Annotated in this window: 21 protein-coding genes; 16 read left to right on the forward strand and 5 right to left on the reverse strand. The window is 67.9% G+C overall.

All coding sequences use genetic code 11. From position 1 onward, the window contains the following. Positions 1–24 precede the first annotated feature (24 nt). Positions 25–2,499: a DEAD/DEAH box helicase gene (locus tag MB1_RS13140; protein WP_439646944.1), complete on the reverse strand. Its 2,475-nt coding sequence runs from the start codon at positions 2,497–2,499 to the stop codon at positions 25–27. A gap of 323 nt (positions 2,500–2,822) precedes the next feature. On the opposite strand from MB1_RS13140, the gene MB1_RS13145 reads away from it, so the two are divergent. From MB1_RS13145 to MB1_RS13155, 3 genes are all read left to right on the forward strand, one after another. Beyond that, positions 2,823–3,026, forward strand: coding sequence for a cold-shock protein (locus MB1_RS13145; protein ID WP_066907756.1), 204 nt, complete (start codon positions 2,823–2,825; stop codon positions 3,024–3,026). A gap of 403 nt (positions 3,027–3,429) precedes the next feature. Then, positions 3,430–6,522, forward strand: coding sequence for a type I DNA topoisomerase (gene topA, locus MB1_RS13150; protein WP_084351692.1), 3,093 nt, complete (start codon positions 3,430–3,432; stop codon positions 6,520–6,522). A gap of 125 nt (positions 6,523–6,647) precedes the next feature. Next, a complete protein-coding gene (locus MB1_RS13155; RefSeq protein WP_500778534.1) occupies positions 6,648–7,589 on the forward strand; it encodes a formylglycine-generating enzyme family protein in 942 nt (313 codons plus the stop codon). 9 nt (positions 7,590–7,598) lie between these two features. On the opposite strand, the gene MB1_RS13160 is transcribed toward MB1_RS13155, so the two are convergent. Both MB1_RS13160 and MB1_RS13165 read right to left on the reverse strand, forming a co-directional pair. Continuing rightward, entirely contained in the window at positions 7,599–7,943 is a 345-nt protein-coding gene (locus MB1_RS13160; protein WP_066907759.1) for a DUF202 domain-containing protein, read from the reverse strand. Between the two features lie 30 nt (positions 7,944–7,973). Then, on the reverse strand, positions 7,974–8,306 hold the full coding sequence (locus MB1_RS13165) for a YidH family protein (RefSeq protein ID WP_066907762.1): 333 nt from the start codon (positions 8,304–8,306) through the stop codon (positions 7,974–7,976). A 143-nt stretch (positions 8,307–8,449) separates the two neighbouring features. On the opposite strand from MB1_RS13165, the gene MB1_RS13170 reads away from it, so the two are divergent. The 6 genes from MB1_RS13170 (at position 8,450) to MB1_RS13195 (ending at position 15,634) form a co-directional block, all read left to right on the forward strand. Beyond that, positions 8,450–9,322: a LysR family transcriptional regulator gene (locus MB1_RS13170; protein ID WP_066907765.1), complete on the forward strand. Its 873-nt coding sequence runs from the start codon at positions 8,450–8,452 to the stop codon at positions 9,320–9,322. Between the two features lie 200 nt (positions 9,323–9,522). Beyond that, positions 9,523–11,877 carry an arylsulfatase gene (locus MB1_RS13175; RefSeq protein WP_066907768.1) on the forward strand — a complete coding sequence of 785 codons (2,355 nt, stop codon included), beginning with the start codon at positions 9,523–9,525 and terminating at the stop codon, positions 11,875–11,877. Positions 11,878–12,034: 157 nt separating this feature from the next. Beyond that, the gene (locus tag MB1_RS13180) at positions 12,035–12,676 is read left to right on the forward strand and encodes an ABC transporter permease (RefSeq protein ID WP_066907771.1); all 642 of its coding nucleotides are present in this window, start codon (positions 12,035–12,037) and stop codon (positions 12,674–12,676) included. Continuing rightward, entirely contained in the window at positions 12,673–13,923 is a 1,251-nt protein-coding gene (locus tag MB1_RS13185; protein ID WP_066907774.1) for an ABC transporter ATP-binding protein, read from the forward strand. Before MB1_RS13180 ends, MB1_RS13185 begins: the two co-directional genes overlap by 4 nt. After that, entirely contained in the window at positions 13,920–14,660 is a 741-nt protein-coding gene (locus MB1_RS13190; RefSeq protein WP_066907777.1) for an ABC transporter permease, read from the forward strand. Before MB1_RS13185 ends, MB1_RS13190 begins: the two co-directional genes overlap by 4 nt. After that, positions 14,657–15,634 carry a glycine betaine ABC transporter substrate-binding protein gene (locus MB1_RS13195; RefSeq protein ID WP_066907780.1) on the forward strand — a complete coding sequence of 326 codons (978 nt, stop codon included), beginning with the start codon at positions 14,657–14,659 and terminating at the stop codon, positions 15,632–15,634. Before MB1_RS13190 ends, MB1_RS13195 begins: the two co-directional genes overlap by 4 nt. Before the next feature lie 111 nt (positions 15,635–15,745). Here the strand turns inward: MB1_RS13195 and MB1_RS13200 are convergent, their stop codons facing one another. Beyond that, the gene (locus MB1_RS13200) at positions 15,746–16,384 is read right to left on the reverse strand and encodes an NAD(P)-dependent oxidoreductase (RefSeq protein WP_066907783.1); all 639 of its coding nucleotides are present in this window, start codon (positions 16,382–16,384) and stop codon (positions 15,746–15,748) included. 43 nt (positions 16,385–16,427) lie between these two features. After that, entirely contained in the window at positions 16,428–16,928 is a 501-nt protein-coding gene (locus tag MB1_RS13205) for a MarR family winged helix-turn-helix transcriptional regulator (RefSeq protein ID WP_066907786.1), read from the reverse strand. 120 nt (positions 16,929–17,048) lie between these two features. Here MB1_RS13205 and MB1_RS13210 point away from each other — a divergent pair, with 120 nt between their 5' ends. From MB1_RS13210 to MB1_RS13240, 7 genes are read left to right on the forward strand one after another with little or no spacing between them, the layout of a single operon-like run. Further along, positions 17,049–17,720 (forward strand): phosphoribosylanthranilate isomerase, encoded by a 672-nt coding sequence (locus MB1_RS13210; RefSeq protein ID WP_066907789.1) that lies wholly within the window; start codon positions 17,049–17,051, stop codon positions 17,718–17,720. Beyond that, on the forward strand, positions 17,701–18,408 hold the full coding sequence (gene upp / locus MB1_RS13215) for a uracil phosphoribosyltransferase (RefSeq protein ID WP_245650174.1): 708 nt from the start codon (positions 17,701–17,703) through the stop codon (positions 18,406–18,408). The genes MB1_RS13210 and upp overlap by 20 nt, the downstream gene beginning before the upstream one ends. Next, positions 18,405–19,376, forward strand: coding sequence for an EamA family transporter (locus tag MB1_RS13220; RefSeq protein ID WP_084351694.1), 972 nt, complete (start codon positions 18,405–18,407; stop codon positions 19,374–19,376). The genes upp and MB1_RS13220 overlap by 4 nt, the downstream gene beginning before the upstream one ends. Next, entirely contained in the window at positions 19,373–23,209 is a 3,837-nt protein-coding gene (locus tag MB1_RS13225) for a non-ribosomal peptide synthetase family protein (protein WP_066907792.1), read from the forward strand. The genes MB1_RS13220 and MB1_RS13225 overlap by 4 nt, the downstream gene beginning before the upstream one ends. Continuing rightward, entirely contained in the window at positions 23,206–24,168 is a 963-nt protein-coding gene (locus MB1_RS13230; protein WP_066907794.1) for a pseudouridine-5'-phosphate glycosidase, read from the forward strand. Before MB1_RS13225 ends, MB1_RS13230 begins: the two co-directional genes overlap by 4 nt. Continuing rightward, a complete protein-coding gene (locus tag MB1_RS13235) occupies positions 24,161–25,234 on the forward strand; it encodes an alkene reductase (RefSeq protein ID WP_066907797.1) in 1,074 nt (357 codons plus the stop codon). The genes MB1_RS13230 and MB1_RS13235 overlap by 8 nt, the downstream gene beginning before the upstream one ends. Next, positions 25,231–25,929, forward strand: coding sequence for an HAD family hydrolase (locus tag MB1_RS13240; RefSeq protein WP_066907800.1), 699 nt, complete (start codon positions 25,231–25,233; stop codon positions 25,927–25,929). Before MB1_RS13235 ends, MB1_RS13240 begins: the two co-directional genes overlap by 4 nt. Positions 25,930–25,939: the final 10 nt, after the last annotated feature.

The following is a 25,939-nucleotide window of genomic DNA, read 5'->3' on the forward strand; positions in this document are numbered from 1 at the left end:
TCGGTCGGCCCCAAGGTCGCCGATTCACAGGGATACCGCGCGACCTCCGCCGTCATCGACGTCGGGGGTCGCGCTGTGTTCCGACCATTCCGGATCGCCGTCGGCCGCTCCCAGCACCGCACCGACCGTGTCGAGCACGGCGATGGCCGCCGCCTTGTCGAGCGGCGAGTTGCCGTTGCCGCATTTCGGCGAGTAGACGCAGGCGGGGCAGCCCGAGCGGCAGTCGCAGGAGCGGACGGCATCGGCGGTGGCGCCCAGCCAATGTCGCAGCTGCGCGTATCCGCGGTCGGCGAATCCGGCGCCGCCGGGGTTTCCGTCGTAGACGAAGACCGTCGGTAGGCCGGTATCGGGGTGTCCGGCCGTGGAAACTCCGCCGATATCCCAGCGATCGCAGGTCGCCACCAGCGGCAGCAGTCCGATCGCGGCGTGCTCGGCGGCGTGCAGGGCTCCGGGCGTCGTCGCGGGGTCGACGCCCGCCCGCTCGAGCAGTTCCGGTGTGATCGTCCAGTACACCGCCCGGGTGACCAGAACATCCTGGGGCATCGCCAGTTCCACCATGTCGAGCACCGTCCCGTCGGACAGCGTGCGCAGGTATCCGACGACGCGGGTGGTCACCTCGACCCGGGCCAGGCCGGTCTCGATGCCGTCGTAGGCGCGGGAGGTCACCGTGTCGATCAGCCGGATGTCGGTGACGCTGCGCGCGGTGGTCGACCAGTCCGGGGTCTCCGCGTGGACGAGCGCGACCCCGCCGTCGAGGTCGAGGTCGTCGACGACGAAGGATTCGCCGCGATGCAGGTACAGCGCACCCGGGTGGACGTGGTACGGCGCGCGGGCGGCGTCGACGTGGCCGAGCAGCCGGCCGGTGTCGTGCTCGACGATGGCGACCGGTGTTCCGGTACCCCCGCGGATGTCGATCTGCGCCGCGGCCAACGAGTCGGGGGTGATGAACCAGCCGGTGGGGCGCCGCCGCAGCAGGCCCGCCTCGACGAGGTCCGCGGCCACGGCATGGCCGGCCATATCGTCCAGATCATCGGCGGTCAGCGGGATCTCGGCCGCGGCGTGCAGCAGATGCGGCCCGAGGACGTAGGGGTTGGTGGGATCGATGACCGTCGCCTCGACCGGGGAGTCGAACAACGCATCCGGGTGGTGCACCAGATAGGCGTCGAGCGGGTTGTCCCGCGCGACCATGATCACCACGCTGTGCTGTTCGCGTCGACCGGCCCGACCGGCCTGCTGCCAAAACGATGCGCGGGTGCCGGGGAATCCGGACAGCACGACCGCGTCGAGCCCCGCGATGTCGATGCCCAACTCCAACGCATTGGTGGTGGCCGCCGCGACGATCCGGCCGTCGTTGAGGCCGGCTTCCAGATCGCGTCGTTCCTCGGGCAGATAGCCGGACCGGTAGCTGACGATGCGCTCGGCGAGAGCCGGATCGACCTGCGCGACGCGGCGACGCGCACCGAGAGCGGTGAACTCGGCGCCGCGACGCGAGCCGACGAAGGTCAACGTGCGCGCCCCCTGCAGGACGAGCCCGGCCATGATCTCGGCCGCGTCGGCCCCGCTGGATCGCCGCCGTTGACCGCCGTCGGGACCGGACGCGGCGATGGTGGATGCCGAAGTGTCCGTTTCCGCACCCGATTCCGACGCTGGGTTCGACCCGGGCTCCAACAGGGCCGGCTCCCACAGCACGAAGCTGCGCTTCCCGTGCGGCGAGCCGTCGGTGGTCACCTCGGCGACCGGCGACCCGATCAGTGTGGTCGCCGAGCGGCCGGGGGTGGCGGTGGTCGCCGATGCCAGGATGAACACCGGATCGCTGCCGTAGCGTCGGGCGAGCCGGCGTAACCGACGCAGGACCAGCGCGACATGAGACCCGAATACCCCCCGGTAGACATGCGACTCGTCGATCACGACGTAGCGCAACCGGCGCAGCAGCCGTCCCCAGCGCTCGTGTCGGGGGAGCAGTCCGTGGTGAATCATGTCGGGATTGGTGAAGATCCAACGCGAATTTTCCATTGCCCACCGTCGAACATCGGGTGACGAATCGCCGTCGTAGGCGCAGGGCCCGATCGTGGTTCCGCTGGTGGCGAACAGGCGATCACAGAGCAGTCGGGTGTCGTGCAATTGGTCGGCACCGAGTGCCTTCGTCGGCGCGATGTAGAGCGCGGTCGCGGTCGAATCCTCGTGCAGCGTCGTCAGGATCGGCATCCGAAAGGCCAGCGACTTTCCGGAGGAGGTTCCGGAGGAGACGACAGTATGGAGTCCGGTCCATATCGAGTCGGCGGCGTCGCGTTGATGCGACCACGGCCGAGGGGTGCCGAATTCAACCAGGGCGTCCCGGATCTCGGGCGGCATCCAGCTCGGCCATGCGGCATATCGGGCGGATCGTGCCGGCAGATCGACGCGGTGAACCGTCGGATTCGACGATGCGGAGGATGGCGCCGGGAGGATGTGAGCAAGCAGATCCGAAGCGTAGTCATGCTGATCGATCGGCTCCTCCACGGTGCTCAAAGGTACTCCGATCAACGGGTTTCTCCTTGTCCGACGCGTTTCTCGGACTCTTCCGGGGTCGTGCTGGACATCCGTCAAGATCAACTTTTTACGAAAAGTCTGCTCCTTGCGCTTTTCGGTTGCGCCGCGACGTGCTTCACTGGTGCTTGGTCGCAGGTTTTGTGTTCGTGTTAACGCTCGCAGGATCGTTGTTGCGGGCGCCGTGCTTGGCGGTCCCTGGGGGGGATTCAAGAAGTGCAGCGGTCGGAACCGGCCCGTCGGACCCGCACGTCGAGTTCGACGAACCCGGTGTTCAAGAAGAAGGATTGACTAGCATGGCCCAGGGGACTGTGAAGTGGTTCAACGCGGAGAAGGGCTTCGGCTTCATTGCGCCGGAGGACGGCTCTCCCGACGTCTTCGTTCATTACTCGGAGATTCAGGGCAACGGTTTCCGTACCCTCGAAGAGAACCAGCGTGTTGAGTTCGAGGTCGGACAGGGAACCAAGGGTCCGCAGGCGACGGGTGTTCGCGCACTCTGATCGAGCGGCTCTGAATCAATAATCTCGTCCCTCGTCGCATCCGCGGCGGGGGACGAGGTTCATTCGGGGGCTTGTGATCGATCGCTCAGATCCGAACGTGGGCGGTTCGATCGATTGCGAATGACCGGAGAAACCCGGCGGATGCCTACGGATTCCGCATCGGGGCGGTTGGTTCGGTTTCGGATCGGGGCCGACTTCGGCTCCTCGGTCGGTGGTCGGGGTTCACGGGTTCGACCGCGTGCACGGGGGTTGCGCGGTGCTGATGCGACCGCGCACGTCCACATATGTCACTGTAGAAAGAGTGTTGTGGGTGCGGCCCCGCACGTGGGAGCCTGCAACGCGCAGGTAGCGGTGGTTCACAGGGTTGGCCCGCCGGGGGCGACCGGGAAGGCTCGGACTGAAGGTGGCTGGCGGGAAGAACGGCGCAGCGTCCGGAGGGACATCGACACCGCGACGGCTGGTAATTGTCGAATCTCCAACCAAAGCCCGGAAAATCGCCCCCTATCTCGGCTCCGGGTATGTTGTCGAGGCTTCGGTGGGGCATATCCGCGATCTGCCCAGGGGTGCGGCGGATGTGCCGGCCAAATACAAGGGTGAACCGTGGGCTCGACTCGGAGTTGACGTCGATCGGGATTTCCAGCCGCTCTATGTGATCAGCCCGGACAAGAAGCAGAAGGTCTCGGAGCTGCGCGGCCTGTTGCAGGACGCCGACGAGCTCTTCCTCGCCACCGACCCCGACCGTGAGGGCGAGGCGATCGCCTGGCACCTGCTCGAAACCCTCAAGCCGAAGATCCCGGTCCACCGGATGGTCTTCCACGAGATCACCGAGCCGGCGATCCGCGCCGCCGCCGAGGACACCCGCGAACTCGATATCGACCTGGTCGACGCCCAGGAGACCCGCCGCATCCTCGACCGCCTCTACGGCTACGAGGTCAGCCCCGTGCTGTGGAAGAAGGTCATGCCGAAGCTCTCGGCGGGCCGCGTGCAGTCGGTGGCCACCCGGGTGATCGTGCGGCGCGAACGCGAGCGGATGGCCTTCCGGTCGGCGTCCTATTGGGATATCGCCGCCACCTTCGACGCCGGTGAGAGCGCGAGCCCGCGCACCTTCGGCGCCCGTCTGCTGACCGTCGACGGTCGCCGGGTGGCCGCCGGCCGCGACTTCGACTCGACAGGCAACCTGCGCAGCGACGAGGTCCGCGTCCTCGACGAGGCCGCCGCTCGCGCGCTGGCCGGGGCACTGGACGGCGTCGGCCATACGGTCACCTCCGCCGAGAACAAGCCCTATACCCGCAAGCCGTATCCGCCGTTCATGACCTCGACGCTGCAGCAGGAGGCCGGGCGCAAGCTGCGCTTCTCCTCGGAGCGCACCATGCGGATCGCGCAGCGGCTGTACGAAAACGGCTACATCACCTACATGCGTACCGACTCGACCACGCTGTCGCAGTCGGCGATCGCGGCGGCCCGCGCCCAGGCCGCCGAGCTCTACGGCCCGGACTACGTCCATCCCAGCCCGCGGCAGTACACCCGCAAGGTCAAGAACGCCCAGGAGGCCCACGAGGCGATCCGCCCCTCGGGCGACCGCTTCTCCACCCCCGGTGAGCTGCACGCCGCCCTGGATATCGACGAGTTCCGCCTCTACGAGCTGATCTGGCAGCGCACGGTCGCCTCCCAGATGGCCGATGCCCGCGGCAACACCCTCACCCTGCGGATCGGGGGACAGGCGCGCACCGGCGAGGACTGCGTGTTCTCCGCGTCCGGGCGCACGATCACCTTCCCCGGCTTCCTGCGCGCCTACGTCGAGAGCGTCGACGAGGAGGCCGGCGGCCAGAGCGACGACGCCGAATCCCGGCTGCCGGTCCTCGAGGAGGGCGCCGGGGTCACCCCGACCGCGCTCGAGCCCGACGGCCACACCACCAACCCGCCCGCTCGGTATACCGAGGCCTCGCTGGTCAAGGCGCTCGAGGAGCTCGGCATCGGCCGCCCCTCGACGTACGCCTCGATCATCAAGACGATCCTCGACCGCGGCTACGTCTACAAACGCGGCAGTGCGCTGGTGCCCTCCTGGGTGGCCTTCGCCGTGGTCGGGTTGCTCGAGGCGCACTTCGGCCGGCTGGTCGACTTCGACTTCACCGCCGCGATGGAGGACGACCTCGACGCGATCGCCGGTGGACGCGAACAGCGCAACCACTGGCTCTCCGGCTTCTACTTCGGCTCCGACGACGGCGCCGAGGGTTCGGTGGCGGCCGTCGGCGGCCTCAAGAAGATGGTCGGCACCAACCTCGAGGACATCGACGCCCGCGAGATCAACTCGATCCGCCTCTTCGACGACAGCGAGGGCCGCGAGGTCTGCGTGCGGGTCGGCCGTTACGGGCCCTACCTCGAGCGCATGGTCGCGAACCCCGACGGCGGCGACCCGATCTCGCAGCGGGCGAACCTGCCGAACGATCTGCCGCCGGACGAGCTGACGCAGGAGTTCGCCGAGAAGCTCTTCGCGACCCCGCAGCAGGGGCGCGAACTGGGCGTCGACCCGGTCACCGGCCGCGAGATCGTGGTCAAGGAGGGCCGCTTCGGCCCCTACGTGACCGAGCTGATCGCCGATCCCGGGCCCGACCCGGAGCCGCCGGCCGCGGCGGTGCCGTCCGGTAGCGATATCGCGCCGATCGATCCGTCCGGTGGGGCGGGTGCGGTCGCGGTCGAGGTCGCGGCACCCGCGAAGAAGGCCACGAAGCGGGCCGCCAAGAAGGCCCCCGCCGGACCCAAGCCGCGCACCGGATCGTTGTTCAAGACGATGGACCCGGCGACGGTGACCCTCGACGACGCGCTCAAGCTGCTGTCGTTGCCCCGGCTGGTCGGAGTCGACCCGGCCAACGGTGAGGAGATCACCGCGCAGAACGGCCGCTACGGGCCGTACCTGAAGAAGGGCACCGATTCACGGTCGCTGGCCACCGAGGAGCAGATCTTCTCGGTGACCCTCGACGAGGCGCTCAAGATCTACGCCGAGCCGAAGCGTCGGGGCCGTTCGGCGGCCGCCGCGCCGCCGCTGCGTGAACTGGGTGTCGATGCGGCCACCGAGAAGCCGATGGTCATCAAGGACGGCCGTTTCGGCCCGTACGTCACCGACGGTGAGACCAACGCGAGCCTGCGCAAGGGCGACGAGGTCGCGACGATCACCGACGAGCGCGCCTCGGAGCTGTTGGCCGATCGCCGCGCCCGCGGACCGGTGAAGAAGGCGACCAAGAAGGCCGCCGCGAAGAAGACACCGGCCAAGAAGACCGCCACCAAGACGGCGGCGAAGAAGGCGACGGCCACCAAGACGGCGGCGAAGAAGACCACCGCGACCAAGACCACCGCGACCAAGACGGCGGCGACCAAGACGGCGGCGAAGAAGACGACGGCAACCGCGGCCAAGAAGACCGCCGCGAAGAAGACGCCCGCCAAGAAGGCCCCGGCGAAGGCCGTCGAGGCTCCCGAGGTCGAGGGAAGCGCCGACGAGTAGCCGACTGTGCACGGGTTCACCTCACAGGGCCGCCGAGGAGATAGTCGTCTCGGCGGCCCTGTGACGTCGACGATCGGCCGGCACCCGGGCGGCGCGGACCGGCCGACCTCTGCCACGCTGGTGTGGTGACGTCCCAGGCAGCGGTCCGCGACATGGTCCGCATTCCCGGTGGGGCCTTCTGGATGGGCTCCGCCGACTTCTACCCGGAGGAACGGCCGGTCCACCGGGTGACCGTCGACGGCTTCCTGATCGACCGCCATCAGGTCACCGTCGCGCAGTTCGCCGAATTTGTCGCCGCCACCGGGCACGTCACCACCGCCGAGATCCCCCCGGACCCGGCTCTCTACCCCGGCGCCGACCCGGCACTGCTCGTGCCGGGCTCGCTGGTGTTCACCCCACCGCCCGGGCCGGTGCCGCTCGACAGCGTCGCCCGCTGGTGGTCCTTCCTGCCGGGGGCGAACTGGCGCCGACCCGACGGCCCGGACAGCGACGTCGCCGACCGGCAGGACCACCCGGTGACCCAGGTGTCCTGGTCGGACGCCGCGGCCTATGCGGCGTGGGCCGGCAAGGACCTGCCCACCGAGACCGAATGGGAGTTCGCCGCCCGCGGCGGCCTCGACCGCAAGCCCTTCGTATGGGGCGACGAGCACGAGCCCGGCGGCCGGCCGGGCGGCAACGTCTGGCAGGGGCAGTTCCCCTGGGAGAACCTGCTGACCGACGGCTACGCCGGCACCGCCCCCGTCGGGCAGTTCCCGGCCAACGGCTACGGCCTGCACGATATGGCGGGCAATGTCTGGGAGTGGACGAGCGACTACTACTTCGCCAACCACGCGGCGAGCGGTAAGAACGTCGCCCCCGCCTCGTCGTGCTGCGTCCCGGCGAACCCGCGCATCACCACCCCGGGCCCGGTCGATCCGCGCGAGCCCTACAACCGCCGGGTCATCAAGGGCGGATCGCACCTCTGCGCCCCGAACTACTGCCTGCGCTACCGGCCCGCCGCCCGCCAGGGCGAGACCGAGGACTCGTCGACCTGCCATATCGGCTTCCGCTGCATCGTGCGGGACTGAGCGGGCCCGCTACCAGGGGCGCAGCGCCGCTCCGATCAGGCACGCGACCGAGGCCACCGCGATCATCGCGCCGGTGCCCAGCAGCAGCGGCAGTGGCACCGGTCGCGGATCGGCCGGGTCCCGGCGGTAGCGCGCGAACCGCAGCGTCTGGCCGGCTGCGGTCAGGCCCACGACGACCAGGACGGCCGCCGCCGCGACCACCAGCCACGCCGACGGGGTCACCACCCAGGCCCGGACGCAGATCAGCGCGGCGACCACGGCGGTCAACATCGTGCGCCGCCACGACAGCGCGGTGCGCTCCGGTTGCAGTCCCGGATCGCGACGACCGGCGAAGCCCGGCTCCGATGTGGTCATATGTGGACCCGCGCGGGTCTCACGGCTCGATCACGTCAGCACCAGGATGCTGCAGACGACGGCGAGGACGCAGAATCCGGTGACGGTCAGCCAGACCATCCGCGACCTCGGCAGGGGGTCGTCGCGCCGCATGGCGGCCTGTACCTGCTGCCAGCGGACGACCGCGCCGATCGCGATGATCGTCGCCAGCACGATGCAGACGATCCCGAGGGTCCGATGCCCCGGATCATTGGCCGTGGGACCCAGGAACAGTTGGCCGACCGCGACGCCGCCGGCCAGCAGCGCCAGCGCCGTCCGGATCCACGCGAGGAAGGTGCGTTCGTTGGCCAGGGTGAACCGGTAGTCCGGTTCGCGATCGATCATGTCGGGCGGACCCGACAGGAGTGCAGGAGCGTAGAACTGATCCGGATGAAGTGGTACGGATCGTCCGTACCCGGCCTTGTCATATCGACTCCAGTGGTTGTGACACGGCGACCGCACCGCTGACTCGGGTCTACGCTCCGTGGGTGGAACGACGGCAGTTGGAATACTTCCTCGCGGTGGTGGAGCACGGAGGCTTCACCAATGCTGCACGTGTACTGCATGTCTCGCAACCGTCGTTGTCGCACTCGATCGCCACGCTCGAGACCGAACTCGGCGGTGCCCTATTCCATCGACTCCCGCAGGGCGCGATCCTGACCCCGGCCGGCGAGGCCCTCGTCGCGCCCGCCCGGCAGGTCTCGCGCGATCTGGCGACCGCGGCGGCGGCGGTGCGCGAGGTGCTCGGGCTGTCGGGTGGTCGGCTCGACATCGTCGCCCAGACGACCCTGGCGGTCGACCCGTTGGCCGACCTGCTCGGCCGATTCCTGCGGCGGTATCCACAGGTGGCGGTCGACGTGACCGACCCCCAGCAGGGCGCGAGCGTCGGCCGGTTGGTGCGCAGCGGCGAGGCCGAACTCGGGCTGATGGACTCCGCGGTACCGGCGGAGGACCTGTCCGCGCTGCTGCTGGCGGAACAACGATTGTTGCTGGTCACACCCCCTGATCAGGCCAACGTCGACCCGGTGGGATTGGCGGAGTTGGCCGCGACCCGGTTCGTGGTGACCCCGCGCGGCTCCGATGCGCGCACCGTGCTCGACGATGCCCTCGACCGGGTGGGCGTCACCCCGCTGGTCTCCGTGCAGACCGTCCATCGCGCCATGATCGTGCCTTTGGTGATCGCCGGTGCGGGGGCGACCTTCCTGCCCGAATCGATGGCCCGCGACGCGCGGAACAAGGGTGCCCGGGTGGTGACCACCGATCCGGAACTGCGGTATCGGGCGCAGTTGGTGTGGCGTCCGGGACCGCTCTCGCCGGCCGCCGAGAGCTTCGTGGCCCTGGCGCGTGCCGTCGCGGTGTGATCCAATTCGGTTCGGGTCGATAGACCGCGTCGATGGGAACCATCGAAAACCGGTCTGGCCAGGTCGTCTTGTCCGATTGCGGCGGGGCCGTGGCGGTGAGAATCTGACAGACACGCCGCCCGGGGGAGCTACCCCGATGAGCCGGCTTCCTCGGGCCCAGCGCAGCGCCCGCCCCTCGACGAGGAATGACGAGACGCCGAATGACGGGCAAGGTTCGCGAAGTTCTACCGATTCCGGTCACCACCGGCGTCGTGGCGACGGCGCTGAGTGTCCATCAGCAGACCGAACCCTTCGTGCCGGTCGCCGATCTGCGACCGCCGGACGGCGCGCCCAACGTTCTGGTGGTGCTGATCGACGATATGGGCTTCGGAGCCTCCGGCAGCTTCGGTGGACCCTGCGAGATGCCCGGCGCCGAGAAGCTTGCCGATGACGGCTTGCGCTACAGCAGGTTTCATGTCAACTCCCTCTGCTCGCCGACCCGGCAGTCGCTGATGACCGGTCGCAATCATCACTCGGTCGGCATGGGTGTCACCACCGAGATGACCAGCAGTGCACCGGGATATACCGGATTTCGGCCGGCCTCCGCGGCGACGATCGCGCAGACCCTGAGCGGTAACGGCTACAGCACAGCGGCATTCGGAAAGTGGCATCAGACCCCGCCTCGCGAGATCAGCGCCTCCGGCCCGTTCGATCGGTGGCCGATCGGCGAGGGCTTCGACCACTTCTACGGCTTCATGGGCGCCGAGATGAACCATTGGTATCCACAGCTTTTCGACGGCACCACCCCGGTGGAGCCCGATCGGCTGCCGGAGGACGGCTACCACCTGTCGGAGGACCTGGTCGACCACGCGATCGACTGGATCGCCACGCAGCAGACCACCACCCCGGACAAGCCGTTCTTCACCTACCTCGCCTTCGGTGCCACGCACGCACCCTTCCACGTCGCGCCCGAGTGGATCGACAAGTACCGGGGCCGTTTCGACGCCGGGTGGGACGCGCAGCGGACGGCCACCCTCGCCCAGCAGAAGCGGCTGGGCGTGGTGCCCGAGAGCGCCGATCTGGCGCCCTGGCCGGACGTCGTCCCGCACTGGGACGAACTGACCGACGACGAACGCCGGGTCGCGGCGGCGTTCATGGAGACCTACGCCGGGTTCGCCGAACACACCGACGTGCAGGTCGGGCGGCTGGTCGAGGCGCTCGAGCAGATCGGCGTCCTCGACGACACCCTGGTGATCTACATCCTCGGCGACAACGGTGCCTCCGGTGAGGGCGGCGTCGAGGGCACGATGCACGAACACCTGGTGGGACACGGATTTGTCGACAGCACCGCGGAGATGCTCGACAATCTGGACAATCTCGGCGACGCGACCACCTACGCGCTCTACCCGGTGGGCTGGGCGCTCGCGATGAACACCCCCTACCAGTGGACCAAGCAGGTCGCCTCGCATTACGGCGGCACCCGTGACGGCATGATCGTGCGCTGGGGAAACGGCATTCGTGCCCGCGGCGAGATCCGACACCAATGGCATCACGTCATCGATATCGCTCCGACGATCTTCGAGGCCGCGGGGATTCCGCATCCGGTCAGCGTCGCCGGGGTCACCCAGCAGCCGATCGAGGGAGTCAGCATGTGCTACTCGTTCGATGCCCCCGAGGCGGCCGAGCGGCGGCGCACCCAGTACTTCGAGATGTGCGGCAATCGGGGGATCTACCACGAGGGCTGGACCGCGGTCACCCGGCACGGCATCCCCTGGCAGATGGTCCCGGAGGGCTTGCCCGACTTCGAGGACGACGTCTGGGAGCTCTACGACACGACGACGGACTGGAGCCAGGCCCACGATCTGGCGGCCGAGCACCCCCGCACGTTGCGGCGTCTGCAGGACCTCTTTGTCATCGAAGCGGCGAAGTACCAGGTCTTTCCGCTCGACGACCGCGTCACCGAACGCGAGAATCCGCAGGTGGCGGGACGTATCGACCTCTTCGCCGGCCGCAACTCGGTCACCTACCGCGCCGGTATGGGGCGGTTCACCGAGGAGACCGCGCCGAACGTGAAGAACCGCAGCCACGCGATCACCGCCCGAATTGTCGTGCCCCCGGACGGGGCGGACGGCGTGATCATCGCGCAGGGCGGGCGATTCGGCGGTTGGTCGTTCTACCTGGTCGACAGTCGACCGCGCTACGCCTACAACAGCTACGGCCGACAGGTGGTCACCGTGGCCGCCGCCGAGCCGATCCCACCGGGCCCGCACGAGGTTCGGATCGAGTTCCACTACGACGGAGGAGGTCTCGGAAAGGGTGGGGACGTCACGATCCGCACCGATGGCCATATCTCGGCCAAGGGGCGCGTCGAACAGACCGCTGCCTACTACTTCTCGTTCGACGAGACACTGAATGTCGGTGTCGATCGCGGAACCCCGGTCACCGACGACTACCTGCCCGTTCGTAATGCTTTCTCCGGCACTCTCGTCGATGTCCGAGTCGATCTCGACGAGAACGACCACAGCGAGTTCATCACCCCTGTCGATCGGCAACGACGCCTGCTCGGACATCAATAGACATCTCGCCCCGAGGTGTCCCGACACCCCTGCATACAGTCCGTTACGCGGCACCTTCACCGGCAATTGCCCTGTGGAGTCGGACGAACGGGGGTACTGTTTGCATCGCTCGTGCCCAGCAGAGAATGTCGGACCATACCGATGGGATACCTGACACTTGTGGAACTACATCCAGCAGCACGCTGAAAATCTGACCTTTCTTACCTATCAACACGCCTCGTTGTCCTTTCAGACCGTTCTGATCGGCACCCTGGTTGCGGTAGCCATCGCCGTGGCTGTCTACCGCACGCCCCTGGCCGCCGCGCTTACCCTGACCTCGAGTCGGGTGGCGCTGACGATCCCGTCACTTGCCTTGCTGGCGTTGTTGATTGTTCCGTTCGGGCTCGGTGTGGTGCCCTCGTTCATCATGCTGGCGTTCTTCGCCGCCATGCCGGTCATCGGCAACGCGATCGTCGGACTGCGGTCCGTACCGGACTCGGTCGTCGAAGCCGCCCGCGGTATCGGATTGTCCCGGTGGCGAATCCTGTTCACCGTCGAACTGCCGATCGCCTGGCCGGTGATCCTGACCGGGGTCCGGGTCTCGACCCAGATGATCGTCGGCATCGCCGCGATCGTCGCCTACGTCCTGGGACCGGGCCTGGGCTCGCTGATCTTCTCCGGCCTCGCCCGCCTCGGCGGCGCGAACGCCCTCGAGATGGCGCTCACCGGAACCCTTCTCATCGTGATCGTCGCCCTCGTCTTCGACGGTCTGCTCGTTCTCCTCGGCCGCTTCACCATTCCCAAAGGACTGTCGTCATGACCAATACCGATGCCGCCGCAGCACCCACGAGCAATGTCACCGGCGCGTCCATTCATCTCGACGGTGTGGTCAAGCGCTATCCGGGAACGGACAAGCCCGCCGTCGAGCGGCTGGATCTGGGTATCGAAGCGGGCCACATCGTGGCCTTCGTCGGCCCTTCGGGCTGTGGCAAGACCACCACCCTCAAGATGATCAACCGACTGATCGAACCGTCCGACGGCCGCATCCTCATCGACGGGCGCGACGTCACCAAGGGCGACCCCGACAAGCTGCGCCAGGGCATCGGATACGTCATCCAGTCCGCCGGCCTGTTCCCGCATTGGACGGTCAGCAAGAACATCGGCGCGATCCCGCGCGTTCTCGGCTGGGACAAGAAGCGGATCGCCGAGCGCACCGAATACCTGCTCGATCTGGTGGGACTCGATCCCGGCGTCTTCGCCGAGCGGCTGCCCAAGGACATGTCCGGCGGCCAGCAGCAGCGTGTCGGCGTCGCCCGGGCACTGGCTGCGGACCCGCCGGTCATGCTGATGGACGAGCCCTTCGGCGCGGTCGACCCGATCACCCGGGTGCGTCTGCAGGACAGCCTGATCAACATCCAGGCCGAGCTGGGCAAGACGATCTGCATCGTCACCCACGACTTCGAGGAGGCGACCAAACTCGGTGACAAGGTGCTGATCCTGTCCGAGGGCGGTCACGTCGAGCAGTACGCCGCCCCGGAGGAGATCCTGGCCAACCCGGCGACGCCGTTCGTCGAGGAGTTCATCGGGTCGGGCGCCACGCTCGCCCAGCTGACCCTGCTGCGGGTCCGCGATATCGACTACGACTCGGTGGTCACCGCCACCGTCGGCGAGCGCACCACCGCGGTCCTCGAGCGCGCGCACGCCGCCGGCGCGACCTGGGTGGTCGTCGTCGACGAGCAGGGGCTGCCGCTGTCGTGGCCGTCGGTCGACGAGATCGCGATCCGCGACGAGATCGCCGACTACGTCGACAATCGCCTCCCGCGGGTCGCGCAGACCTCGACGCTCAACGACGCGCTGGACTCGATGCTGGCGACCAGCCAGGGCGGCACGCTGGTGACCGACGGGCGCGGCGCGGCGATCGGTTCGCTGACGATCCAGTCGGTGATGGACGTGATCAAGGGACAGCTCGAGGTCGCCCGCACCGACAAGCAGGAGACCTACGTCGAGCACGCCACCGGACCGATCCCGGTCGTTCCGGCCGACCCGGAATCGAGCGTCGACGGATGACATCACGGTTCAAGAAGCTGCCCGTCGACGTCTGGTTCGAGCCGCTGGTGATCCTCGTGATCGGTATCGGCTTCTTCAGCTGGTACGCGGCAACGGAATTCACCGAGACCGAGCTGGCCTCGCTGAGCTGGTCGACCCTGCAGTCCACGATCATCGACCACATCGAGCTCACCCTGACCGCAACGGTGATCGTGGTCCTGATCGCGATCCCCTTGGGGATCCTGCTCACCCGGCCGGGGCTGCGCTGGTTGACCCCGTTCGCGGTCAACATCGCGAACATCGGCCAGGCCGCACCCGCGGTCGGTCTGCTGGTGCTGTTCACCTTCTGGCTGGGCATCGGCTTCAAGGCGGCGGTGGTCGGCCTGGTCGTCTACGCGATCCTGCCGATTCTGCAGAACACCATCATCGGGCTGCGCCAGGTGGATCAGCGGACCATCGAGGCATCGCGCGGTATCGGCTACTCCGGGATTCGTACGCTCTTCCAGGTCGAACTGCCGCTGGCGGTTCCGGTGATCCTCAACGGTGTGCGCACCGCGCTGGTGATCCTGGTCGGCACCGCGACGCTGTCGACCTTCATCGGCGCGACCAGCCTCGGCACCCTGATCACCACCGGTGTCAGCCTGTTCCTGCCGAAACTGCTCATCGCCGGCGCCATCCTGGTGGCGCTGCTCGCGATGATCATCGATTGGCTCGGCCGCCTGGTCGAGCTCGCCGCTACCCCGCGAGGTCTGACATGAGGCGCCATCGTCCGTACCTGGTAGCGATGATCGCGCTGCTGGCCGCCTCGCTGACCGGCTGCGGGCTGGTCAGCTCGGCCGGCACGTTCCAGAGCACCACCCTGACCGACGGTTCCACGCCGCTCGAGGGTGCGGATCTGACGGTGACGTCGAAGAACTTCACCGAGTCGGTCCTGCTCGGCAAGATCACCGCGACCTACCTGGCGGCGGCCGGGGCGAACATCACCGATATGACCAACGCTCCCGGTTCGGCCTCGTCCCGGCAGGCCCAGCTCAACGGGACCGCCGACATCCTGTGGGAGTACACCGGCACCGCGTGGATCGCCTATCTCGGTGAGACCGAGACGATCGCCGATCCGCAGGAGTTGTGGCAGCGGGTGCACGACACCGAGCTGGAGCAGAACAACCTCGTCTGGTTGCCGCCGGCGAACTTCAACAACACCTACGCCTTCGCGGCGGCGGCGGATACCGCGCAGCGGCTCGGGGTCACCACGATGTCCGAGATGGCGGCGCTGCCGATCGCGGATCGGACGTTCTGTGTCAACGACGAATTCTTCTCGCGTCCGGACGGTTTCCGCCCGATGCTCGACGCGTACCAGATTCCGTTGGAGGCGCCGGACGGCGTGCCGCTCAACCAGGTGTCCACCATGGACTCCGGCGTCGTCTACAGCGCGACCGCCAACAGTTCGCCGTGCAACTTCGGCATGGTGTACACCACGGACGGTCGCATCAAGAATCTGAACCTGACGGTGCTCGAGGACGACCGGAAGTTCTTCCTGCCCTACAGCGGTACCGCCGTGGTGCGCAAGGAAGCGCTGGACGCGCATCCGCAGATCGCCGATCTGATGGAGACGGTCTCGCAGTTGCTCAACGACGATGTCATGCAGGACCTCAACGGGCGGGTCGACATCGACGGTCAGGACCCCGCCCAGGTCGCCTACGACTGGCTGCACAGCGAGGGTCTCGTGACCTGACGCCCACCGGCGACATGTGGAAATCGGAACCGATACGGGGCGCGGACGCGATATATGTGTCCGCGCCCCGTATTGGTTCCGATTTCCACACTCCCGCCTGTGGGCCGGATATCAGGCCTGCGAGGACGCCGCCGCGACGGTGAAGTGCCGGTCGGATCCCGGCTGTTCCACCTCGTCGATCGCCGCAACTGCCAAGTCCTCCACATTTATTCGGGATACGCCTGTGTGGTCGGTCAACAGGACGTCGCCGCCGCGTCGATAGCGTCCGGTGCGGTCACCCGGTTCGAGGAGCGCCGGCGGGCTGAGGTAGGTCGCCAGTTCGGGTAGGCGGCGCAGGCACAGTTCCATCTGGTCGACCCCGGTCCTCGCCAGCGATTGCAGCGCCGCCGGCACGTAAGCGGTGTCGTCCGCGACCCGGGCGCCGGTGCGCGGCGAGCGCAGGGCACCGGCGCCGCCGATCACCAGCAGGCGAACCCGGGCGGTCGCGCAGGCATCCAGGGTATGCCCGGTCAGGGTCAGCAGTGCGGATTCCTCACCCGGTGGCAGTCGCACCGTCAGGATCGCGGCGTCGACCTTCTCGAGGTGGGGGTCGACGGCCCCGGCCTCGGCGAGGTCCACCGCCCGGGCGTCGACCCGAGCGTCCTGTCCGGGGCGCCGCGACAGGGCGGTCACCCGATGGCCGCGGCCGACCGCCTCGTCGACCAGTCTGCGGCCGACCATTCCGGTGGCTCCGATGACGGCGATGTGCATGGGTATGCCCTCCTGGTGGGTGCGGTGATGCCGGCGACCGGGATCATTCGACGCGATCGCCGTGGGCGAGCAGGAATCGGCGGAGCAGGTCTGCGAAGGTGTCGATGTCGTCGGGTGTCAGGCCCGCCAGCATCTCCTGCTGGCCGGCGACGTGGTCGACCATGACCTCGTCGATGAGTCGGAGTCCGGCCGGGGTGAGCGAGATCAGCAACTGCCGGCGGTTGTTCGGGTTCGTGCGGCGGTCGACAAGTCCGCGTTCGACCAGGCGATCGACCCGATTGGTCATCGCCGCCGAACCGACCATGGTCTGCTCGGCGAGATTGCCTGCCGTGATCGGGTTGTCGATTCCCGAGCGTCGAAGTGTGGCGAGTACATCGAACTCCCACGGTTCGAGCCCGTGCCCTGCCATCAGTCGCTGAATCGATGTGCGGGCCAGCCGACTTGCGCGAGCCAGCCGGCCGAGCACGCCCATGGCGCTGACGTCGAGGTCCGGTCGCTCGCGGCGCCACTGCTCGAGGATTCGATCAACCCGGTCGATTTCCATTCACGTTCCCTTCACTTGATATCAAAGAATACAAGATCTAACCTTCAGGGTGCAAATAGTTCGATGTCGAACATTTGGCATCGATTCCGAACCCGTATCCGACCACGGTGAGGAGTCACCATGAAGGCCCTCGTTCAGATCGCCGGAATCATCGACGCGAGAGAAGCCGACCTGCTGCTGGAGAACGGAGTCGACTGGCTCGGGTTCCCGCTGCGGCTGCCGTCGGGCAAGGACGACATCAGCGAGGCCGACGCCCGCGCGATCATCGCCGGACTGCCCGCAGGTCGTGCCGGAGTCCTGATCACCTATTTGGATCGAGCCGACGAGATCGCCCGGTTCTGTGATTCATTGGGGTGCAGCGCCGTTCAGTTACACGGTGAGATCGGCATCGACGAACTGGCCCGGCTGCGAGCGCTGCGCCCGGACCTGACCATCCTCGCGGCGCTGGTGGTCCGCGAAGAGAATCGGGCCGAGCTGCTGACGCATATCGAGCGGACGCAGGCCCACGTCGACATGTACATCACCGATACCTACGACCCCGCCACCGGCGCCCGCGGGGCGACCGGCAAGACCCACGATTGGTCGATCAGCGCCGCCCTGGCGCATCGCTCCGAGCGCCCGCTGATGTTGGCCGGCGGGCTCAACCCGGCGAATGTCGCGGAGTCGATCGCGCGGGTGCGGCCCGCGGGGGTCGACGCCCACACCGCCGTGGAGGGGCCGGACGGCCGCAAGGATCCGGAGAAGGTCCGCCGATTCGTGCAGGAGGCGCAGCGTGCGTTCGCAGCTCTCTGAGATCTCCAACGGTACAAACGGATTCGATCCGCGCCGGGATCGGCGTGTCATCGAGTTGCCGCGGACCGCGGCACTTCTGGACGCGCATACCCGGATGCGGGACCATACCGCCAGCCGCGAGAACTTCGTCACCCACTCGCGTCGGGTCTTCCGGGCGCTGCTCGAGGCCGCCGTCTGTGAGCTCCCCTTCGAATCGATCGACGTCCGCACCCCGCCCGGACATACCTTTCGCGGCGTGCGACCGACCTGCTCGGTATGCGCCGTCGCGGTGGTGCGCGCGGGCGAGAGCATCGAGTCCGAGGTCTGGTCGATCCTGCCCGGTGCGCGGATCGGCAAGATCCTGATCCAGCGGGACCGGGCCACCTCGCAACCACACCTGTACTACTCCCACCTTCCTCCACGGATCGGGGACGGCCACGTCCTGCTGCTCGAGCCGATGCTGGCCACCGGCGGATCGCTGCTGACCGCCCTCGATGTCCTCCGCGCCGCCGGGGTGACCGACGACCGGGTGGTGGTGGTCAACGTGCTCGCCTCTCCGTCCGGACTGCGCCGCGTCGTCGAGCGCCATCCGGATCTGCGCATCGTGACGTCGTCGATCGAGGAGAGCCTCGATATCAACAACTTCATGATTCCCGGCATCGGCGACTTCGGGGACCGCTACTTCGGCACCGACGGGCATCCACGATGAGAAGAACGTCGACCACCGACTACGCGATTACGGCGTTCGCCCCGATCGTCTGGGGCTCCACCTATCTGGTGACCACCGAATTCCTGCCGCCCGACCGTCCACTGCTGGCCGCCGTCGTTCGCGCGCTGCCGGCGGGTCTGCTGCTGATGGTGCTGACTCGGACGCTGCCGCAAGGGATCTGGTGGATTCGGTCCGCGGTCCTGGGGGCACTGAATATCGGCATCTTCTTCTTCCTGCTGTTCGTGGCCGCCTACCAACTGCCCGGTGGTGTCGCCGCGCTGGTGATGTCGGTGCAGCCGCTGATCGTGCTGCTGCTGGGCGTCGGTCTCCTGGGCCAGCGGATTCTGCCGATTCACCTCGTGGCCTGCGCGATCGGAACCGCCGGCATCGCGCTGTTGGTGCTGCGCTCGAACGCCCAGATCAGCACGATCGGTGTGGTCGCCGGCCTGCTCGGCGCCCTGAGCATGGCCGCCGGCATCGTGCTCGCCAAGCGTTGGGGACGGCCGCCCGGCACCGGAATCCTCGGATTCACCGGTGTCCAGCTGTTCCTCGGTGGCCTGCTGCTGGTTCCGCCGATGCTGATCGTCGAGGGACTTCCCGCCGCGGTCACCACGCGCAATATCGGCGGATTCGCCTATCTGGCGGTCATCGGGGCGTTGATCGCCTACGCGGTGTGGTTCCGCGGCATCGAACGGCTACCGGCGGTGGCGGTCTCCTTCCTCGGATTCCTCAGCCCGGTCACGGCGGTTGCGCTGGGATACGTATTCCTCGGGGAGGACCTGACCGCCTGGCAGATCGTGGGCGCCTGCGCGGTGATCGCCTCGATCGCTCTCATTCAATTCGCGCTTTCCCGACAGCACCAACCGCCCGCCGGCCATCAGCCGGGCGGTCCGCAGAACGTGAGCCCGGTGATGTCGGGCGATACCACCATCGATGCACTGTCAGCTTCGAAGGAGAAGGCGCCGTGAAGGTAACCGCAACGGGACCGACCCTGCTGAGCCTGCTGGACGACCGAGCCGAACGACGACCCCGGTCGGTGGCCCTGACCGACCGGGACGACCACGTCACCTATGCCGAACTGGTCGAACGAAGCACGCGGTGGGCGTGCGAGCTGGCCTCCGACCGGGAACGCCGATCGACGCCCGACACCACCGTCGGGATTCTGATGGATCACAGTGTCGATCTGGTGGTCTCGGCGTGGGCGGTACTGCGGTCCGGAGCCGCCTATCTGCCACTGGAACCGGACTATCCCGAACAGCGAGTGGCCTATATGGTCGCCGACTCCGGCGTTCGGACCGTACTGACCAGCGCGGACAGGTTCGACCGGGTGCGTTCCATCCTGCCGTCGACGGTCGCGGTGGTGGTCCCCGGCGAGGGGAGCGCGACCGGCATCGACCTGCCGAAAGTACGGGCCGGCGATCTGGCGTACGTCGTCTACACCTCCGGCAGCTCCGGCCGACCGAAGGGTGTGGCGGTCTCGCACGCCGCCGTCGGACATCAGCTGGCCTGGTTGGGGCGCGACCATCTCGCGTCGCACGACCGGATCCTGCACAAGACGCCGATCAGTTTCGATGCCGCGCAGTGGGAATTGCTCGCGAACGCGACCGGCGCATGTGTGGTGCTCGGCGAACCGGGCCTCTATCGCGATCCGGAAGCCCTGCTCGCCGCGTTGAACGCCCACGACGTGACCGCCCTGCAGGCCGTACCCACCCTGCTGCGGGCGCTGGTCGCCACCGAGAGCCTCGGCGGCGCGCGTGCTCTGAGCCGGATCTTCAGCGGCGGCGAGCCGTTGACCTCCGCCCTGGCTCGCGATGTGCTGCGCGCGATTCCGGGGGTGCGGCTGACGAATCTGTACGGCCCCACCGAGTTCACCATCAATGCCACCTCGCACGTCGTCGACGTCGCGGATGTGAGCCCATCGGCTCCGCCGACGGTACCCATCGGCCGGCCGGTCGACGGGTGCGCGGCCGTGGTCGTCGACAAGCAGCTCCAACCGGTCGGGCCGGGTGAGGTCGGCGAACTACTGCTCGCCGGTCCGCAACTCGCGCGGGGGTATATCGGACGCCCGGATCTCACCGACGCCGCCTTCATCACGGTTCCCGCCGGCGGCGAGGTCCGGCACTACCGCACCGGTGATCTCGTCCGCGCGGGTGCCACCGGCGAGCTGACCTTCGTGGGGCGCAGCGACACCCAGGTGAAGCTCCGTGGGCACCGCATCGAGCTCGATGAGGTCAGCCATCGGATCGAGGAGCATCCCTGGGTCCGACAGGCCGCGACCGTGGTGGTCGAGGATCCGCGCTCGGATCACGCCGCCCTGATGGCTGCCGTCGAGTTGGATCCCCAGCAGGCGGCGCTGATGGACCAGGGCGCGCACGGTGCCCATCACCAATCCAAGGCCGATCGTGTCCAGGTCCGCGCCCAGCTGTCCAATCCGGGTCTGCGCGACGACGGGGAGCTGGCCAACTGCCCGGCCGTGCCGTTGAACCACCGGGCCGGCACCCAGCACGTCCGACGACAGGTCTTCTCCCGCAAGACATATCGGCAATATCTCGGCGGGACGGTCACCCGCGACGACCTCCTGGCGGCGATCGCCGCACCGCAACGTCCGCGCTACCGCCGCGACCTCTCCCAATTGACCTTCGACGGGCTGAGCGAACTGCTCCGCTGGTTCGGTCAATTCGACAGCGATACTCGGCTCCTGCCCAAGTTCGCCTATGCGTCGCCCGGGGCGCTCTATGCGACCCAGCTGCTGGTGGAGGTCGCGAACCTCGACGGTATCGACGACGGGATCTACTACTACCACCCGGAGCGGCACGGCCTGTACCGGATCGGTGACGGTGACGTTCCGGGTGACTCCGACAATCGGTTGCGGCTGCACTTCCTCGGGCGCCGGGACGCCATCGAAACCGTATACCGCACCAACGTCGATGAGGTGCTCGAGATCGAGATGGGCCATATGCTCGGGACGTTGGAGGAGGCACTCGTCGATCAGGGCCTCGACATCGTTCCGGTCGACGTCGATCCCGCCCGGCGTGAAGCCCTCTCCTCCCGTGCGACCGATGTATACCTCGGCGGTGTCGATGCCGTCCCGCAGGGCGGTGGCCACTTCCCGGACCTGGTGCGGTGGTTCGTGCAGGTACACAACGACGGGGTCGACGGCCTGGCGCCGGGATTCTACGGCGTCGACGAGGGGCATGTCGAGCGAATCGGTGACGACGTCGTCGAGATCAACCACGTGATCGCGATCAACCAGGAGACGTTCCGGCAGTCGCGATTCGCGGTGACGATGACCGTCGACGCGCCTGGACACCCGCTGGAATACGTGGCCCTCGGCCGAGCGCTGCATCGCCTGCAGGCCAACGATTTCGCGCTCGGGCTGATGTCGGCGGGCTACAGCTCGAGGTCCGGGCATCCGCTGCCCGCGGCCGTCCGGATCGACCGGTTGCTGTCGCGGGTCGGGATCTCCAGCAGTGCATCGTACTTCGCCGTGGGTGGGCGGCTGACCCAGCAGCAGATCGGCAGCGAGGGGATGGATGAGGACAAGGTCCACATGCGCGGTCCCGCCGAGCTGATCAAGGATGATCTCGGGCGCAGCCTCCCGTACTACATGGTTCCCACTCGCATCACGATCCTCGACCACATGCCGCAGACCCCGAACGGCAAGATCGATCGAGTCGCCCTGGTCGATCGATTCCGACTGGCCGGCAGTACCGAATCGCGGCGGATCATCGAGCCGCGCAATCGGGGTGAGCGGTGGCTGGCACCGCACTGGAGCGCCCTGCTCGGCTACGAGGACGTATCGGTCGAGGACGACTTCTTCGTCATGGGCGGCGACTCGCTCAAGGCGGTCAGCCTGATCAACCGGATCAACGCCCAACGCGAGATCGCCCTGAAGGTGCAGACCCTCTTCCGGTACCCACGATTCCGAGATCTGGTCGCCCGCATCGACGAACTCGACTCCGACGATTCCCGACTGATTCCCCTCAACGATCGGGCCGACGGCCGCGCGGTCTTCTGCTGGCCCGGTCTGGGAGGCTCGCCGATGGGATTGCGTCGGCTGGGTGCCGCGATCGACCAGCGACCGATGATCGGGGTACAGGCCTGGGGGATCAACGCCGGCGAGGAGCCGTTCACCAGCATCGACTCGATGGCCCGCGCCGACATCGATCAGATCCTGTCGGTCGCCCCGGACGGCCCGTACACGCTGTGGGGCTACTCGTTCGGCGCTCGCGTGGCCTTCGAGGCGGCGTGGCAGCTGGAACAGTCCGGCCGGGTGGTCGACGACGTGGTGCTGCTGTGCCCGGGCAACCCGACCGTCGAGGCGCAACCTCGACGGGAACGTCGGGTCGCCCGCTATCAGGACGCGACCTATCTACGCATCCTGTATTCGGTATTCGGCGGCACGATTCGGGGTGAGGTCGTCGAGCGCTGCGTACGCGAGGTCTGCGACGAGGACGGCTTCGTCGCCTTCATGGCCGTGGCCACCCCCGAGCTGCCGTCCGAGGTGGTACGCCGGATCGCTCGCATCGTGGAGCGTACATTCCAGTTCGAGTACACCTTCGCCGAATTGGCCGGCCGCACCCTGAACGCCCGCGTGACCATCCTGAAGGCCACCGGCGACGACTACACCTTCCTCGACGGGTCCTCCGGATACTCGGCCGTCGAGCCGACCGTCCTGACGCTGCGCGGTGACCACTACTCACTCATCGCCGAGGACGTCGGCGAAGTCGTGGATGTCATTGCCGCCCAACGGATGCTGGGCGCTCCGGCGGGAAGCGCGATCGGAGGTGATCCGCGATGACCATCGGGGACCTGCTCGATGTCGACCCGGAGGTGGCCGATGCCCTGGCTGCCGGAGTCGCGGTGGTGGCGCTCGAGTCGAATGTCATCACCCACGGCCTCGAATACCCGCGGAACGTGGAGGCCGCCCTGGCCGTGCAGAACGCGGTACGCGCCGCGGGCGCGGTGCCGGCCACCGTCGCCGTCGATGCCGGCCGGATCCTGATCGGCTTGACCGACAATCGGATCGAGCGGTTCGCCACCGGCCGGAGGATCCCCAAGGTGAGCAGCCGCGACCTCGGGTACGCGCTCGCCTCGGGCGGGCCGGGTGCGACCACGGTCGCCTCCTCGGTGATCGCCGCCCATGCGGCCGGTATCGGACACTTCTGCTCCGCGGGTATCGGTGGGGTACACCGGGGTGCGGCTCGGACGATGGACATCTCGTCCGACCTCATTCAGTTCGCTCGCACCCCGATCGTGGTGGTCTGCGCGGGGGCGAAGAACATCCTCGATCTGGGTCTGACCCTGGAATATCTGGAAACACAGTCGGTTCCGGTCATCTCCTACCGATCGGACGACTTCCCGGCCTTCTACTGCCGCAGCAGTGGCTTCCCCAGTCCCCTGCGCATCGACGACCCGATGGTCCTGGCGGGGGCGGTCCACCGGCACCGCCAATTGGGCAGTTCGACGGCGGTGGTGGTCACCACACCCCCGCGCGAAGAGGACGCCGTCGACTCCGAGGTCGCTCGGGTGGCCGTCGAGGAAGCGCTGCTCGACGCCGAGCGATCCGGGGTCCGCGGCAAGGACGTCACCGCCTTTGTCATGCGTCGCGTCGACACCGCGACCGGTGGGCGGACCTCGGCCGCCAACCAGGCCGTACTGATCAGCACCGCCGAGGTCGCCGGTGAACTCGCGGTAGCGGCAGCAGATTTCGAACGATCCGCATCGACCCTCCGGAAGGGGGAGCCCCACCATGTCTGATCTCTTCGAAGAAACCACGCTCGGTGACCTGGTCATGCCCAATCGGATCGTCATGGCCCCCATGACCCGAAGCCGGGCGACCGCCGACGGTATGCCCACCGACCTGATGGCCGAGTACTACGCGCAGCGCGCCGGGGCGGGCCTGATCATTTCCGAGGGGGTGCATCCCACGCAGGTCGGTCAGGGCTTCCTCAACACACCCGGCCTGCACACCCAGGAGCAGGCGCAGCGGTGGCGTTCGGTCACCGATGCGGTGCACCGGGCCGGTGGGCGCATCGTCGTCCAGTTGATGCACGCCGGTCGCATCGGCCACCGGTCGCTCTACCCCAGCGCCCACCGGTCGGTCGCCCCGTCCGCGATCGCGGCGGCCGGAAGATGCTTCACGCCGGCGGGCATGCAGCCGTACGAGATCCCGGTGGCGCTCGATGCCGTCGGCGTCGAACGCGTCGTCGACGGATTTGTCTCCGCATCCGTCCTGGCGATCGAAGCCGGTTTCGACGGCGTCGAAATCCACGGCGGCAACGGCTTTCTGCTGCATCAATTCCTCGCCGCCAATACCAATCTGCGCGACGATGCGTACGGTGGCGACCCCGAGCGGCGGGCCGCCCTGCCGGTTGCCGTGATGGCCGCGGTCGCCGATGCCATCGGACCGGGGCGAGTGGGCTTGCGCATCTCCCCGTCGAACCCGTACAACGACATCGTCGAGGAGGACCTCGAGCAGACCTACCGGCCGCTGTTGATGCAGTTGCCACCGATCGCGTTCCTGCACGTCCTCGAGGCGGTCGCACCGGCGCCGACCGCCCGGATCGGCGAACTGTGGTCCGGCCCGACGATCGTCAATCCACGTCGATCGGCCCCGACCGGGCACTGGGATCCGCAGGCGGCGTCGATCGTCGACGGTGACCGGGTGCGAGCGGTCGTGGTCGGCGCGGCCTTCCTGGCCAACCCCGATCTGCTCGAGCGCATTCGGGCCGGTGGGCCGTACAACGCCGCGGACGAGTCGACGTACTACTCGGGCGGCGCGCAGGGGTACGTCGATTACCCGAGCTTGATGGCCGTTCGATGACGGCGGTGCTGCTCGATCTCGACGGCACGCTGCTGCGAACGCCGGAATTGATCGGCACGGAACTTGCCGCCGAGGTGCGCGACCTCACCGGCCGGGCGATCGAGCCCGGCCGGGTGCGCCGGCTGATCGGACGGTCGCTCCCCGAGATGGCATCCAGCCTCGCCGACGGGGAATCCACACTGGCGCGGCGGATATCGGAGGGGTATCTGCGCCGCTACGAACGGAACATCGTGCCCCTCGGTCGTGAGTTGCTCTATCCGGGTGTGCTCGACACACTCGACGTGTTGCGCGGCCGGGGCTGCCACGCGGCGGTCGTGACCAACAAGTCCCATACGGGTGCGGTGCGCATCATGCGGTCCTCCGGCTTGTCGGAAATGATCGGAATCGTGGTCGGCGCCGACGATGTCGTCGCGCCGAAACCGGCGCCGGACGCCATCGAGTTGGCCCTCGACCTGCTCGGCGGGCATCCGGACACGGCGGTCATGGTGGGCGACACCTCTCACGATGTGACCGCCGGTCGGCTGGCCGGTGCCGCGACGGTGGCGGTCTCCTATGGTGTCGGCCGGCGCGCCGAACTGGAATCCGCCGACGCGATCATCGATCTGTTCGAAGCCCTACCCGAGGCGCTGGCGGAGGTACTCGACCGGCGGACCACCTGCACGACGGTGGGCGAGTCCGGCGAGTGGCTTCGATGACGGTCCGCCG

This window comes from Millisia brevis NBRC 105863 (genome assembly GCF_001552615.1).
Classification (GTDB): Bacteria; Actinomycetota; Actinomycetes; order Mycobacteriales; family Mycobacteriaceae; genus Millisia; species Millisia brevis.